General features: G+C 65.1%; 16 protein-coding genes. 5 read left to right on the top strand and 11 right to left on the bottom strand.

Going from position 1 to position 12,861, the window contains the following annotated elements:
• Positions 1 to 81 precede the first annotated feature (81 nt).
• The 6 genes from leuB to leuC form a co-directional block, all read right to left on the bottom strand.
• On the bottom strand, positions 82 to 1,146 hold the full coding sequence (gene leuB / locus CXB49_RS07855; protein ID WP_101707875.1) for a 3-isopropylmalate dehydrogenase: 1,065 nt from the start codon (positions 1,144 to 1,146) through the stop codon (positions 82 to 84).
• Between the two features lie 12 nt (positions 1,147 to 1,158).
• Positions 1,159 to 1,500, bottom strand: a complete 342-nt coding sequence (locus CXB49_RS07850; protein ID WP_101707874.1) for a hypothetical protein — start codon at positions 1,498 to 1,500, stop codon at positions 1,159 to 1,161.
• Positions 1,481 to 2,062 (bottom strand): pyridoxamine 5'-phosphate oxidase family protein, encoded by a 582-nt coding sequence (locus CXB49_RS07845; protein ID WP_101707873.1) that lies wholly within the window; start codon positions 2,060 to 2,062, stop codon positions 1,481 to 1,483. The genes CXB49_RS07850 and CXB49_RS07845 overlap by 20 nt, the downstream gene beginning before the upstream one ends.
• A 30-nt stretch (positions 2,063 to 2,092) precedes the next feature.
• Entirely contained in the window at positions 2,093 to 2,731 is a 639-nt protein-coding gene (gene leuD / locus CXB49_RS07840) for a 3-isopropylmalate dehydratase small subunit (RefSeq protein WP_101707872.1), read from the bottom strand.
• A 30-nt stretch (positions 2,732 to 2,761) separates the two neighbouring features.
• Positions 2,762 to 2,947, bottom strand: a complete 186-nt coding sequence (locus tag CXB49_RS07835; protein WP_101707871.1) for an entericidin EcnAB — start codon at positions 2,945 to 2,947, stop codon at positions 2,762 to 2,764.
• A gap of 130 nt (positions 2,948 to 3,077) precedes the next feature.
• Positions 3,078 to 4,493, bottom strand: coding sequence for a 3-isopropylmalate dehydratase large subunit (gene leuC, locus CXB49_RS07830; protein ID WP_101707870.1), 1,416 nt, complete (start codon positions 4,491 to 4,493; stop codon positions 3,078 to 3,080).
• A gap of 101 nt (positions 4,494 to 4,594) precedes the next feature.
• On the opposite strand from leuC, the gene CXB49_RS07825 reads away from it, so the two are divergent.
• Positions 4,595 to 5,368 carry a helix-turn-helix transcriptional regulator gene (locus tag CXB49_RS07825; protein ID WP_101707869.1) on the top strand — a complete coding sequence of 258 codons (774 nt, stop codon included), beginning with the start codon at positions 4,595 to 4,597 and terminating at the stop codon, positions 5,366 to 5,368.
• Here CXB49_RS07825 and CXB49_RS07820 read toward each other — a convergent pair.
• The 3 genes from CXB49_RS07820 to CXB49_RS07810 are packed head-to-tail and all read right to left on the bottom strand — an operon-like array spanning position 5,346 to position 7,614.
• The gene (locus CXB49_RS07820) at positions 5,346 to 6,506 is read right to left on the bottom strand and encodes an MFS transporter (RefSeq protein ID WP_101707868.1); all 1,161 of its coding nucleotides are present in this window, start codon (positions 6,504 to 6,506) and stop codon (positions 5,346 to 5,348) included. The two genes, CXB49_RS07825 and CXB49_RS07820, sit on opposite strands and share 23 nt — an antisense overlap.
• 53 nt (positions 6,507 to 6,559) lie before the next feature.
• Positions 6,560 to 6,964, bottom strand: a complete 405-nt coding sequence (locus CXB49_RS07815) for an RNA-binding S4 domain-containing protein (RefSeq protein ID WP_101707867.1) — start codon at positions 6,962 to 6,964, stop codon at positions 6,560 to 6,562.
• Positions 6,964 to 7,614, bottom strand: a complete 651-nt coding sequence (locus CXB49_RS07810) for a fumarylacetoacetate hydrolase family protein (protein WP_101707866.1) — start codon at positions 7,612 to 7,614, stop codon at positions 6,964 to 6,966. Before CXB49_RS07810 ends, CXB49_RS07815 begins: the two co-directional genes overlap by 1 nt.
• A gap of 334 nt (positions 7,615 to 7,948) precedes the next feature.
• On the opposite strand from CXB49_RS07810, the gene CXB49_RS07805 reads away from it, so the two are divergent.
• Together CXB49_RS07805 and CXB49_RS07800 are read left to right on the top strand one after the other, a co-directional pair.
• The gene (locus tag CXB49_RS07805; protein WP_199406863.1) at positions 7,949 to 9,661 is read left to right on the top strand and encodes a class I poly(R)-hydroxyalkanoic acid synthase; all 1,713 of its coding nucleotides are present in this window, start codon (positions 7,949 to 7,951) and stop codon (positions 9,659 to 9,661) included.
• A 68-nt stretch (positions 9,662 to 9,729) separates the two neighbouring features.
• The gene (locus CXB49_RS07800; protein WP_101707864.1) at positions 9,730 to 10,908 is read left to right on the top strand and encodes an acetyl-CoA C-acetyltransferase; all 1,179 of its coding nucleotides are present in this window, start codon (positions 9,730 to 9,732) and stop codon (positions 10,906 to 10,908) included.
• 90 nt (positions 10,909 to 10,998) lie between these two features.
• Here the strand turns inward: CXB49_RS07800 and soxR are convergent, their stop codons facing one another.
• Entirely contained in the window at positions 10,999 to 11,451 is a 453-nt protein-coding gene (gene soxR, locus CXB49_RS07795) for a redox-sensitive transcriptional activator SoxR (protein ID WP_101707863.1), read from the bottom strand.
• A gap of 41 nt (positions 11,452 to 11,492) precedes the next feature.
• Here soxR and CXB49_RS07790 point away from each other — a divergent pair, with 41 nt between their 5' ends.
• Together CXB49_RS07790 and CXB49_RS07785 are read left to right on the top strand one after the other, a co-directional pair.
• Positions 11,493 to 12,104 (top strand): flavodoxin family protein, encoded by a 612-nt coding sequence (locus CXB49_RS07790; protein ID WP_233492981.1) that lies wholly within the window; start codon positions 11,493 to 11,495, stop codon positions 12,102 to 12,104.
• On the top strand, positions 12,101 to 12,517 hold the full coding sequence (locus tag CXB49_RS07785; RefSeq protein ID WP_101707862.1) for a VOC family protein: 417 nt from the start codon (positions 12,101 to 12,103) through the stop codon (positions 12,515 to 12,517). The genes CXB49_RS07790 and CXB49_RS07785 overlap by 4 nt, the downstream gene beginning before the upstream one ends.
• Before the next feature lie 105 nt (positions 12,518 to 12,622).
• Here the strand turns inward: CXB49_RS07785 and CXB49_RS24255 are convergent, their stop codons facing one another.
• On the bottom strand, positions 12,623 to 12,748 hold the full coding sequence (locus CXB49_RS24255) for a hypothetical protein (RefSeq protein ID WP_255409598.1): 126 nt from the start codon (positions 12,746 to 12,748) through the stop codon (positions 12,623 to 12,625).
• Positions 12,749 to 12,861 lie beyond the last annotated feature (113 nt).

Raw genomic sequence — 12,861 nt, 5'->3', positions numbered from 1 at the left:
GCCTTCGCCGCCGACAAAACGGCACAGCCTCTTTCAAAGCCGTGCCGCTTCATCATCAATACCTCAAGCAGACGATACGGCCTACATCGCCGCCACCACCGCGTCGCCCATGCCGGAGCAGCTGACCTTCTCGCAGCCGGCCTCGTGGATGTCGCCAGTGCGGTAGCCCTGGGCCAGCACTTTCTTGACCGCGTCCTCGACGCGGCGCGCCGCGTCTTCCTGGCCGAAGCTGTAGCGCAGCATCATCGCGGCGGACAGGATGGTGGCCAGCGGATTGGCCAGGTTCTGACCGGCGATGTCCGGCGCCGAGCCGTGGCTGGGTTCGTACAAGCCCTTGTTGTTGGCGTCCAGCGAGGCCGACGGCAGCATGCCTATCGAACCGGTCAGCATCGAGGCCTCGTCGGACAGGATGTCGCCGAAGATATTGCCGGTGACCATTACGTCGAATTGCTTCGGATTGCGCACCAGCTGCATCGCCGCGTTGTCGACGTACATGTGGCTGAGCGTCACTTCCGGGTACTCGCGCGCCACGTCTATCATGATTTCCTTCCAGAACTCGGTGGTCTCCAGCACATTGGCCTTGTCCACCGAGCACAGCTTGCGGCCCCGCTTCATCGCGATGCCGAAGGCGACGTGGGCGATGCGGCGCACCTCGCTCTCGCTGTAACGCATGGTGTTGTAGGCCTCGCGCTCGCCCAGCTCGTTGACGGCGATGCCGCGCGGCTGGCCGAAATAGATGTCGCCGGTCAGTTCGCGCACGATCATGATGTCCAGTCCGGCCACCACCTCGGGCTTCAGCGTCGACGCGTTGGCCAGCTCCGGATACAGGATGGCCGGGCGCAGATTGGCGAACAGGCCCAGGTCCTTGCGGATCGCCAGCAGGCCGCGCTCCGGCCGCAACGGCCGCTCCAGCTTGTCGTATTGCGGACCGCCGACGGCGCCCAGCAACACCGCGTCGGCGTCGCCGCACAGTTTGCGGGTGAAGTCCGGATACGGCTGGCCGAAGGCGTCGTAGGCCGCGCCGCCCAGCGGCGCGTGTTCGGTCTCGATCGGCAGGCCGTCGCGGCGCAGCACCTCCAGCACCCGCTCGGCCTGGGCGATGATTTCCGGACCGATGCCGTCTCCCGGCAAGATGGCGATCTTCATGATTTTTTTTCCTTATTTCCGTTTATCTTCGTCGCGCCGGGTCAAACGCTCCACCAGCGCCTTTTCGCAACACTTGAACACGATGTAGGCCGCCATCGCGGCATAGCCGGACAGCAGCAGCTCGCCCAGCTGGCGCAGCGCGCCGTCCATCGCCGCCTGCCAACCCACGTCCAGCCACAGCTTGAGGTTCAGCTGCAGTAATAGAGCCAGATTGACCGTGGAGGCGCCGAACAGCAGAAAACTCAAGCCCAGCAGCAGAAAAGCCACCAGCGGATGGCCATGCAGCCACGCCATCCAGCCGCGCCGCGCCACGGAGCCCTGCTCGCCGTCGTCGTCACTGCGGACTGGTTTCATCGGCGCTTACCAGGCCGCTTTTTTCAATAATGCCGGTCGGCAGGCCATCCAGGCTCACGCCATTCTTGCTTCGCCAGTACGCCTGCACACCCGACTCGCCCTTGGCGCGGGCCCAGTCGTTCAATTGTTCCCGCTCGCCCACATACTGATAGTAAGGGACGGACATGCCGCAAGAGACTTGGACCAGATCCACGTCCAGCAGAAAGACTTGGCGGGAGCCCGGCAAAGGCTCGAACAAATCGTAATAGTCGCCCCACTCCGAATCGCCGCGATGAATCGCTCTCGCCTGTCCATAAAGGCGCAGAATCAGCGGCTTGCCCTCAAACGCGCAAAACATCAAGGTCATGCGGGGATGGTGTTCGATATGGCTGGCGGTCTCGTTGCCGCTGCCCGTGACGTTCAGCCAAACGACCCGGCTCGACCCCAACACCCTCAGCGAGTCCATCCCCTTGGGCGACAAGTTGACATGCCCGTCCTGCATGGCGGTTGCGACGAAAAACAGTTTCTGTCCAGCAATAAACTCGCGGTGCGAATCCTTAAGCTCCAGATAACGCTGTCCCATCTCGCTACCCCCATGCGTTGACTGATCGTATCAGCCGAACAACCACGGCTGCGCGGCGCGGCGCCTGGCCTCGAAGGCCTTGATCTCGTCGGCGTGGCGCAAAGTCAGGCCGATTTCGTCCAGGCCGCCCAGCAGGCAATGCTTGCGATGCTCGGTGATGTCGAAGGGAAAGGCCTGGCCGGACGGCGTGGCCACCGTCTGCGCCGCCAGGTCCACCTTCAGACTGTAGCCCGGCGCCGCCTCGCACTCGCGGAACAGCTGGTCGACGATGTCGGCCGCCAGCACGATGGGCAGCAGGCCGTTCTTGTAGCAGTTATTGAAGAAGATGTCGGCGAAGCTGGGAGCGATCACCGCGCGGAAGCCCTGGTCGTCCAGCGCCCACGGCGCGTGTTCGCGGCTGGAACCGCAACCGAAGTTCTCCCGCGCCAGCAGAACCTGCGCGCCCTGATAACGCGGCTGGTTCAACACGAAGTCCGGGTTCAGCGGGCGCTTGGCGTTGTCCATGCCGGGTTCGCCGTGGTCGAGATAGCGCCACGCGTCGAACAGATTGGGGCCGAAGCCGGATCGTTTGACCGACTTCAGGAACTGCTTCGGAATGATGGCGTCGGTATCGACATTGGCGCGGTCCAGCGGGCAGACCAGGCCTTCCAAAGTGGTGAATGCTTTCATATTGCGCTCCCGTCAAGGATGGCGCGGCGTTTAGTGGGAGGCGTGCTCTATCGCCTCGCCACCTCTTTCCACCGCGTTGCCGACCGCCTGTCCCGCCCTCTGCAAACCGTGACCGACCGCCTGGCCGCCTTCCTTGGCATCGGCCTTGACGCCCTGCACGGTATTGCAGCCGGCCAGCAACAGGGCCAGGCTCAAACAAACAATCGCTTTATTCATGGTATTTTCGCTCCAGTGAGTGACAGCCGGGCTGTCTGACAATGATGAACAGGCATTCTAGCGAACTGCCGGATGCCTTCCCATTGCTGTCTGACATATCGCGCCGGATTTTGCTCCCCACCGTCGCGATCTAGCCGTCCGCCAGCCGGCGCACGTCGACGAAATGGCCGGCCACCGCCGCCGCCGCCGCCATCGCCGGGCTCACCAGATGGGTGCGTCCGCCCTGGCCCTGGCGACCTTCGAAATTGCGGTTGGAGGTGGATGCGCAGCGCTCGCCCGGCAACAGCCGGTCGGCGTTCATCGCCAGACACATCGAACAGCCCGGCTCGCGCCATTCGAAGCCGGCGGCGACGAAAATCCTGTCCAGCCCCTCGTCCTCGGCCTGCGCCTTGACAAGGCCGGAGCCCGGCACCACCAGCACCTGCTTGACGTTGTCGGCCTTGCGGCGGCCGCGGGCCACCGCGGCGGCCTCGCGCAGGTCCTCGATGCGGCTGTTGGTACAGGAGCCGATGAAGACCACGTCCACCGGAATCTCGGCTATCGGCGTATCGGCCTCCAGACCCATATAGGCCAGCGCGCGCTCGATGCCGGCCTTTTTGACAGGGTCGCTCTCGGCGGCGGGATTCGGCACCTTGCCGCCGACGGCCGTCACCATCTCCGGCGACGTGCCCCAGGTGACCTGCGGCTGGATGTCGGCGGCGTCCAGCGCCACCACCGCGTCGAAATGCGCGCCGTCGTCGGAATGCAGCGTGTTCCAGTAGGCGACGGCTTGTTGCCATTGCTCGGCCTTGGGCGCGAACGGACGTCCTTCGACATAGGCGATGGTCTTGTCGTCCACCGCCACCAGGCCGGAGCGGGCGCCGCCCTCGATCGCCATATTGCACAGCGTCATCCGGCCTTCCATCGACAGGTTCCGTATCGCCTCGCCGCCGAACTCCATCGCGTAGCCGGTGCCGCCGGCCGTGCCTATCTTGCCGATGACGGCCAAGGCCACGTCCTTGGCGGTGACGCCCGCGCCCAGCCGCCCGTCCACCCGGACCAACATGTTTTTGGACTTCTTGGCCACCAGGCACTGGGTGGCCATCACATGCTCGACCTCGGAGGTGCCGATGCCGTGCGCCAGCGCGCCGAAGGCGCCGTGCGTCGAGGTATGGCTGTCGCCGCAGACCACGGTCATGCCCGGCAACGTGGCGCCCTGCTCCGGCCCCATCACATGGACGATGCCATGACCCTTGTCCTTGAACGGGAAATAGGCCAGCGCGCCGAATTCGCGGATATTGGCGTCCAGCGTCTCCACCTGCTGTCGCGAGATCGGGTCCTGGATGCCCCGGTCCCAGTGGTCGGTCGGCGTGTTGTGGTCGGCGGTGGACACCACCGAGTCGACGCGCCACAGCGGGCGGCCAGCCAGTTTCAGGCCCTCGAAGGCCTGCGGGCTGGTCACCTCGTGCACCAGGTGGCGGTCGATGTACAACAGCGCGGTGCCGTCGGCCTCCTGGCGCACCACGTGGCTGTCCCACAGTTTGTCGTACAAGGTTTTCGCGGTCATGTTGCGTTTCCTCCGGTCGTCGTTGAACACATATTCGACCAGCTTCGATCCTGTTACAAGATAAGACGTTATACTGGTATAAAAACCAACAGGATCAGACCATGGACAGCACATCGACCCCGCTGGGCGCCTTTCTGCGCGCCCACCGCGAACGGCTGACGCCGCAGCAGGCCGGCCTGCCTAGCGGCCTGCGCCGCCGCGCCAAGGGCCTGCGCCGCGAGGAAGTGGCGCAACTGGCCGGCATCAGCCCCACCTGGCTGACCTGGCTGGAACAGGGCCGCAGCGAATCGGTGTCGGCGCACACGCTGACCCGGCTGGCCGCGGCCCTGCAATTGTCCGGCGCGGAAACCGACTACCTGTTCGACCTGGCCGGCCTGAAAAACCCGCAGGAGAAGCGCGCCGACGCGAATCCGCAGGCGCGCGAGATACTGGAGAGGATGTTGCCGCGCATGGACATGCCGGCCTATGTGCTGGACCGCCACTGGCAGGCGGTCGCCTGGAACCTGGCGGCGGCGGAACTGTTCTGCGACTGGCTGGGCAAGCCCGACGCCAGCCGCAACCAGCTGGATTTCGTGTTCCTGATGCCGGAGGCGCGGACCTTCATAGACAACTGGCCCGAGCGCGCGCGCCGCATCGTCGCCGAATTGCGCGCCGACCTGGGCCAGCAACTGGACGACGCCGCCACCGCGCCGATGTTGGAGCGCCTGCGCCGGCTAAGCCCGGAGTTCGACCGCCTGTGGCGGCAGCAGGACGTGCTGGAGCGCGAAGGCGGCGAGCGCGGCTTCCGCCACCCCCGCCTCGGCCCGCTTCAGAAGCAGCAGATCACGCTCAGGCCGGCCAACGCGCCGGAATTCAAACTGGTGATGCTGCTCTGAGCTTGCCGGCGGGCCGCAGCCAGCGCAAGCACACCAGCGCGCCGATCAGCGCCGCGACGGCCGACATCGCGAAGGTCGGCAGCACGCCGCCGTGCGGCCACACCAGCCCGCCTATCAGGCCGCCGCCGCTGCCTCCGACGCCGAAGGACGCGACGATGTACAGGCCCTGCGCGCGGCCGTGGTGCTGTTCGGCGAACATTCGGTTGATCAGGCCTATCGCCGACGCGTGGTGCAGCGCGTAGGTCAGCGCATGCAGCGCCTGGGCGAAGCCGGCGACCAGCGGCGACGCGAGGCAGGTGGCGATCAGGCCGAAGCGCAGCACCGCCGCCAGCAAGGACGCCAGCATCAGCGCCTCCAGCCCGAAGCGGCGCATGATGCGGGGCATCAACATGAAGACGCCCACCTCGAACACCACGCCCAGCGCCCACAACACGCCGACGGCCGCCTTGTCGTAGCCGAAAGCCTTCAGGCCCAGCGAATAGAAGGTGTAGTACGGGCCATGGGCGAGGGCCTGCAGGAAACAGCAGGCGAACAGCGCGATCACCGCCGGCTTGCGCAAGGTTTCCCAGATCGGCCCGGCCGGCCTGGGCTTGCCGGTCGGCACCACTTCCGGCACCTTGAACGCCGACAGCGCCACACCGATCAGCAAGGCCGAGACGATCCACGGCGTCGCCGCGATGCCCAGCCAGTCCAGCATATAACCGCCGCTCATCGCCAGGCAGACGAAGCCTATCGACCCCCACACCCGCACCCGGCTGTAGCGCCCCGGATTGTCGCGCGTCAGATAGGCGGTGCTGGCCTCGACCAGCGGCAAGGCCGCCGCCCAGAAGAAATGCGAGACCGCCAGACTGAGGAATATCCACCAGAAACCGTTGTCCAGCCCCACCAGGCAGAAACTGGCGGCGGACAGAATGGAGGTGCTGACGATGATGTTGCGCCGGCGGCCGCTCCTGTCGGCCAGCCAGCCCCAGAAGCCCGGGGCGATGATGCGGGCCAGCGTGGACAACGCCATCAGCACCGAGATCTGCCAGGCGCTGAACGACAGCGACTGCAGATACAGGCCCCAGAACGGGCTGAACATGCCCTGGAAAGTGAAATAGGTGAAGTAGAACGAGGCGAACGGCAACAGCGACTGCATTGTCATCTTTCTGGAGGTTCGATGCCGGGCGAAGTCCGGCACCGCGGACACGGCTAAAACGACGACTTGAAACGGGATATCTCGCGCCGGGCCTTCTTGGTGGGACGGCCGTCGCCATGGGGAAAGCTGGCATGCTCGGCCTTCAACAGCAGCGACTTCTCCTCGCGGGCGACGATGGAAGCCTCGTCTTCGCGGTACATCAGCACCGCCTCCTTGGCCGGCCGGCGCTGGGTGGAAAGCTGCAGCACCTCGACGTTGTACTCCAGCTGATTCAGCCGCAGGAACAGCTTGTCGCCTTCCTTGACCACGCGCGAGGCCTTGACCCGCTCGCCGCCCACCAGCACCCGGCCCAGCTCCAGCGCCTCGTGCGCCAGCTGGCGCGTCTTGAAGAAACGCGCCGCCCACAACCATTTGTCCAGACGCACCTTGTCGTCGTCCCGCTCTTCCTGCCTTGCCATCACGCCACCTTCCAGTGCGCCGACACCTGGCCATGCAGGCTGAGTTCTAGCTCGTCGCCGGACACGATGCGCGCCACGCCCTCCGGCGTGCCGGTGAAGATCAGGTCGCCGTCGGACAGGCCGTACAGCCGCGACAAATGGCTGATCTGCCGCGCCACCGTGAACAGCATCAGGCCGGCGTCGCCGTTTTGCCGCAGCTGGCCGTTCACTCTGAGGTCGAAACGCAGCTGCTGCGGATCGGCCACCCGCGCCGCCGGCACCAGCGCCGACACGCAGGCCGCGCCGCGAAAGCCCTTGGCCTTGGTCCACGGCTGGCCCTTGCGCTTGGCCTCGCCCTGCACGTCGCGGGCGGTCAGATCCAGGCCGATGCCGTAGCCGGCGACGTGGCCCAGCGCCTGTTCCGGCGCGATATCGTCGCCGCCCTTGCCTATCAACACCACCAGCTCGCATTCATGATGGACATCGCTGGAATAGTCCGGCAGCCGGATCGGCTCCGATTCGTCCAGCAGCGCCGAAGTCGGCTTGAGAAACACCAGCGGCTCGTCCTCTACCGGATTGCCCAATTCCGCAGCGTGCGCGGCGTAATTGCGACCGATGCAGAATATATTCCCGATTCGGACAGTATGTAATCCCAGTTTTACACTTGCCATTGCAATTCCTCATAAGCGTATCGGTCAATTATCCCACAAGCGATGCGAAATCCATACCGCGGTTCCGCCCTGTCCGGCGCATTTTTGCGCATTGCAGCAACAAATGCCGGTATTTGAGCGCCATCAACGGTTTCCAATGGCAGGATGGCGTGAAAATGTCATGCAAGCCATGTTACAGTTTGCAGGTACATTCGCTTGACCATGCATTCAATACAGATTCAGACAGGCTTCGATAACGCTTCAGGCACGTATCAGGAGATTCATCTTGTCCCAGAATAGTACCGCTTCGCTGGAAGATTTTTTCACCGGACTTTCCACCGCCAATCAGCAATGGATGCAGCAGCTCGTCAATTCGCTGTCGCTGGGCGGCTGCCCCGACGGCAACGCCAATCCGCTGTCCGGCGCATGGTCGCAGTTGATGAATCACACCAACCAGCTGCTCAGCCTGCAATCCAGCCTGTACCAGCAGCAACTGAATCTGTGGTCGCAATTCATCGGCCAGACCGCCGGCGAGACCCCGGCCGCCGAAGCCGCCCCGCGCGCGGCGCCGGCCGATCGCCGCTTCGCCTCGCCCGAGTGGAGCGAGCATCCGTTCTACAACTTTCTGCGCCAAAGCTATCTGCTGACCTCCAAGTGGATGACCGAGCTGGTGGACCAGACCCAGATCGACGAAAACGCCAAGGACAAGCTGGCCTTCGCCACCCGCCAGTACCTTGACGCGATGTCGCCGAGCAACTTCATGCTGACCAATCCGGACGTGGTCAAACGCGCGATAGAGACCCAGGGCGAAAGCCTGGTCGAAGGCATGAAGAACATGATGGAGGACATCCAGAAGGGCCATATCTCGATGTCCGACGAGAGCAAGTTCGAGATCGGCGAGAACCTGGTGGTGACGCCGGGCCAGGTGGTGTTCCGCAATGAGCTGATCGAGCTGATCCAGTACACGCCGACCACCGGCAAGGTGTACGAGAAACCGCTGCTGCTGGTGCCGCCCTGCATCAACAAGTACTACCTGATGGACCTGCAGCAGGACAATTCCATGGTGCGCCACTTCGTCGCCCAGGGTTACCGCGTCTTCTTGATCAGCTGGCGCTCGGCGGTGGCCGAGATGAAGCACTTCACCTGGGAAAACTATATCGAGGACGGCGTGTTCGCCGCCGCCGAGGCGATAAAGAAGGTCAGCAAGCAGCCGACGATGAACGTACTGGGCTTCTGCGTCGGTGGCGTCATCCTCAGCACCGCCCTGTGCGTGGCCCAGGCCAGGGGCCTGAAATACTTCGACTCCGCCACCTTCATGACTTCGCTGATCGACCATTCCGAACCCGGCGAGATCTCCTTCTTCATCGACGAGGCGCTGGTGGCCAGCCGCGAGGCCAAGATGGCCGCCGGCGGCATCATCAGCGGCAAGGAGATAGGCCGCACCTTCGCCAGCCTGCGCGCCAACGACCTAGTGTGGAACTACGTGGTCAACAACTACCTGCTGGGCAAGACCCCGACGCCGTTCGACCTCCTGTTCTGGAACAACGACGCCGTCGACCTGCCGCTGCCGATGCACACCTTCATGCTGCGCCAGTTCTATCTGAACAACTCGCTGGTCAAGCCGGGCGTGATCACGCTGTGCGGCGTGCCCATCGACATTTCCCGGATAGACATCCCGCTGTACATGTTCGCCGCCCGCGACGACCACATCGTGCTGTGGGACTCCGCCTATTCCGGCCTGAAATACCTGAGCGGCGCGCCCAACCGCCGCTTCGTGCTGGGCGCGTCCGGCCACATCGCCGGCTCGATCAATCCGGTCACCAAGGACAAGCGCAACTATTGGGTCAACGACAAGCTGCCGCTGAGCGCCGACGAGTGGCTGGAAGGCGCCGAAAGCCGCCCCGGCAGCTGGTGGAAGGACTGGGACGCCTGGCTGGCGCCGCAATCCGGCAAGCAGGTGGCCGCGCCGAAAACGCTGGGCAGCAAGGAATTGCCGCCGTTGCTGGCGGCGCCGGGCAGCTATGTGCTGGCCAAGGCGATGCCGTCGGTCGCCGCCAGCCTTCAATAATCGGATTCAAACGCCCTTGAGGGCGGCATGGCCCGCCCCGCGCGGGCCGCAAGCTAAAGGAGAAAAACATGGAAGTAGCAATCGTAGCCGCGCAGCGCACCGCCATCGGCAGCTTCGGCGGCGGACTGGCCAAGATATCGGTGCCGGAACTGGGCGCCGTCGTGATCAAGGCGCTGCTGGAGAAGACCGGCGTCAAGCCGGAAGACGTCAGTGAAGTCATCCTGGGCCAGGTGCTGACCGCCGGCAGCGGCCAGAACCCGGCGCGCCAGGCGCTGATCAAGGCCGGCCTGCCGGTCACCACGCCGGCCACCACGCTGAACGTGGTGTGCGGCTCCGGCCTGCGCGCCGTGCATCTGGCGGCCCAGGCCATCCTGGCCGGCGACGCCGACATCGTCATCGCCGGCGGCCAGGAAAACATGTCGCTGTCCCCGCACATCCTGCCGGGCTCGCGCGACGGCTTCCGCATGGGCAATGCCCAGCTGATAGACACCATGGTCAACGACGGCCTGACCGACGCCTACAACGCCTACCACATGGGCATCACCGCCGAGAACGTGGCCGCCAAGTACGGCATCGGCCGCGAGGAGCAGGACGCCTTCTCGCTGCAGTCCCAGCAGCGCGCCGCCGCCGCCCAGAAGGCCGGCAAGTTCAGCGACGAGATCGTGCCGGTGCTGGTGCCGCAGCGAAAAGGCGATCCGCTGGCCTTCGACCAGGACGAATTCATCAAGCACGACGCCAGCGCCGACGGCCTGGCCAAGCTGCGCGCCGCCTTCAAGAAGGACGGCACCGTCACCGCCGGCAACGCCTCCGGCATCAACGACGGCGCCGCCGCCGTGCTGCTGATGTCCACCCAGAAGGCCGACCAGCTCGGCCTGAAGCCGCTGGCCATCATCAAGGGCTACGCGCTGACCGGTTGCGAGCCGGAAATCATGGGCATAGGCCCGGTGTCCGCCACCCGCAAGGCGCTCTCCAAGGCCGGCTGGAAGGTGGAGGATCTGGAGCTGGTCGAGGCCAACGAGGCTTTCGCCGCCCAGGCGCTGGGCGTGGCCAAGGAGCTGGGCTGGGGATCGGACAAGGTCAACGTCAACGGCGGCGCGATCGCGCTGGGCCACCCGATTGGCGCGTCCGGCTGCCGCGTGCTGGTGACGCTGCTGCACGAAATGCAGCGCCGCGGCAGCAAAAAGGGCCTGGCCACGCTGTGCATAGGCGGCGGCATGGGCGTGGCGCTGGCGGTAGAGCGCCCGTAAGCGCCGCCCGCCCGCCAGATGCGAAAACCGCCGGCATGCCGGCGGTTTTGTTTTGCCTGGGCCTGCAGGACGGGCGCCCCGCCCGGACCTTCACGGTTTCCGCCTCTCCCCCAGCAGATAGCGCGGCCCGCTGCCCTTCTCCCCCGCCTCGTCGTCCGGGTTGTACAGCTTGCAATGCTCCAACGACAGGCAGCCGCAACCTATGCAGCTGTCCAACTGATCCCTCAGCCGGCACAGCTCGTCGATACGCGCCTGCAGCAGCGGACGCCAGGCCTGCGAAATCCCGGCCCAGTCGCCGGCCGTCGGCGTGCGCTGCGACGGCAAATCGGCCAGCGCCGCGCCAATGTCCTGCAGACTCATGCCCATCGCCTGGGCCACGCGGATGAAGGACACGCGGCGTATCGCGTCGCGGCGGTAGCGCCGGGTCTTGCCGGCCTCGCCGACGCTGTGGATCAGCCCCCTCGCCTCGTAAAAACGCAAGGCGCTGGCCGCCACGCCGGTGCGCTTGGCCAGCCGGCCTATCGTGATGGCGCTGTCTTCCATATTCGCATTGACTTGAAGTTAACTTTAACTTTGATACTAGCATGGCCACCCTCCACCACGCGAACGACATGAGCCATATCCAGATCGTCTATTACTCCAGCGGCGAGAGCACCCATTCCCTGGCCGAAGCGATACGGGACGGCGCGTCCGAATACGGCCGCGCCCGCCTGCTGCGCATCCTGCCGCAACACATCCGGCATGGCCGCTACCCGATCCAGGCCTTCACCGACGAGCTGCAGGACGCCAGCGCCATCATCTTCGGCAGCCCCACCTTCATGGGCGGCCCGGCCGCGCAGTTCAAGGCCTTCGCCGACGCCAGCAGCGCCGGCTGGTGCCGCCAGGCCTGGGCCGACAAGATCGCCGCCGGCTTCACCATCGGCGGGAACCTGAACGGCGACCAGCAATGCACGCTGGCCTATTTCGCCACGCTGGCCGCGCAACACGGCATGCTGTGGTGCGGGCTGGACATTGCCGCCGGCTACAGTCCGGCAGGGCTCAACCGTCTGGGTTGCCAGTTGGGCGCCACCGCCCACAGTCCCGATGGCAAACTGCATCCGTCCGATCTGGCCACCGCCCGCTACCTGGGACAACGCGTCGCCAGGCTGGCCGAACGCATGCGCGCCGTCGCGCGCCTAGAGGAGCAACACACATGACACCCGACATCCATCGCATAGACCACATCCACGTCTACGCGCGCGACCGCGCCGCCGCCGAAACCTGGTACCGACGCGTGCTGGGCCTGTCCCGCGTGCCGGAGCTGGAGGTCTGGAGCCCGGGACGCGGCCCGCTGACCGTCGCCAACGCCGCCGGCACGCTGAAGCTGGCGCTGTTCGAGCGCGCCGACGTCGTTCCCGGCGCCGTGATCGCCCTGGGCGTCGACGCGGACGGCTTCCTGCAGTGGCGCGCCCATCTGCGGCAAGAACTGGGCGAACTGCCGGAGGTGGTGGACCATGACCTTTCTTGGTCGATGTATTTCGTCGATCCCGACGGCAACGGCTACGAGATCACCAGCTACGATTACGCGGCCCTGGCGAAGCGCCTGTCCGGCGAAACCTCCCGGGCATGAAAAAACCTCCTGTCGCGGAAGGCAGGAGGTTTATTCGTGTCACCGGCCCGACGGCCGGTCTTTTTGGCCGCGCGGTCCGCGGCATGGCGTCGATCGACAGAACGCCTAGTGAGGAACGATGACGGGGGCTTCCGGCGCATGCTTCTTCTGATGCTTGGCGGCCCGTTTCTCCTTCGGCGTCATCAACGGTTGTTTCTTGGCTTCTTTGCTGCTGTGTCTGGATTTGCTCATGATTCGCTCCTGATTTAGTCGAGCGTCGGCATGACCGACACCGGTCTCAGTATAGTAAGAATCGCTAGGGATACCGGAAACGCAACAAAAATGCGCACAACATCTTGTCTTGC

The organism is Chromobacterium sp. ATCC 53434, from assembly GCF_002848345.1.
In the GTDB taxonomy this organism is placed as follows: domain Bacteria; phylum Pseudomonadota; class Gammaproteobacteria; order Burkholderiales; family Chromobacteriaceae; genus Chromobacterium.
Note: the sequence above shows the minus strand (reverse complement) of the source record. Positions and strands in the feature narration are given on the sequence as shown.

Coding starts and splice junctions, on each gene's coding strand:
- CXB49_RS07790 (WP_233492981.1), top strand. CDS start 11,493: ATGGCCACCCTCCACCACGCGAACGACATGAGCCATATCCAGATCGTC.
- CXB49_RS07835 (WP_101707871.1), bottom strand. CDS start 2,947: ATGAATAAAGCGATTGTTTGTTTGAGCCTGGCCCTGTTGCTGGCCGGC.
- CXB49_RS07820 (WP_101707868.1), bottom strand. CDS start 6,506: ATGCAGTCGCTGTTGCCGTTCGCCTCGTTCTACTTCACCTATTTCACT.
- CXB49_RS07845 (WP_101707873.1), bottom strand. CDS start 2,062: ATGGGACAGCGTTATCTGGAGCTTAAGGATTCGCACCGCGAGTTTATT.
- CXB49_RS07800 (WP_101707864.1), top strand. CDS start 9,730: ATGGAAGTAGCAATCGTAGCCGCGCAGCGCACCGCCATCGGCAGCTTC.
- CXB49_RS07805 (WP_199406863.1), top strand. CDS start 7,949: ATGCAGCAGCTCGTCAATTCGCTGTCGCTGGGCGGCTGCCCCGACGGC.
- CXB49_RS24255 (WP_255409598.1), bottom strand. CDS start 12,748: ATGAGCAAATCCAGACACAGCAGCAAAGAAGCCAAGAAACAACCGTTG.
- soxR (WP_101707863.1), bottom strand. CDS start 11,451: ATGGAAGACAGCGCCATCACGATAGGCCGGCTGGCCAAGCGCACCGGC.
- CXB49_RS07825 (WP_101707869.1), top strand. CDS start 4,595: ATGGACAGCACATCGACCCCGCTGGGCGCCTTTCTGCGCGCCCACCGC.
- CXB49_RS07785 (WP_101707862.1), top strand. CDS start 12,101: ATGACACCCGACATCCATCGCATAGACCACATCCACGTCTACGCGCGC.
- CXB49_RS07810 (WP_101707866.1), bottom strand. CDS start 7,614: ATGGCAAGTGTAAAACTGGGATTACATACTGTCCGAATCGGGAATATA.
- leuC (WP_101707870.1), bottom strand. CDS start 4,493: ATGACCGCGAAAACCTTGTACGACAAACTGTGGGACAGCCACGTGGTG.
- CXB49_RS07815 (WP_101707867.1), bottom strand. CDS start 6,964: ATGGCAAGGCAGGAAGAGCGGGACGACGACAAGGTGCGTCTGGACAAA.
- CXB49_RS07850 (WP_101707874.1), bottom strand. CDS start 1,500: ATGAAACCAGTCCGCAGTGACGACGACGGCGAGCAGGGCTCCGTGGCG.
- leuD (WP_101707872.1), bottom strand. CDS start 2,731: ATGAAAGCATTCACCACTTTGGAAGGCCTGGTCTGCCCGCTGGACCGC.
- leuB (WP_101707875.1), bottom strand. CDS start 1,146: ATGAAGATCGCCATCTTGCCGGGAGACGGCATCGGTCCGGAAATCATC.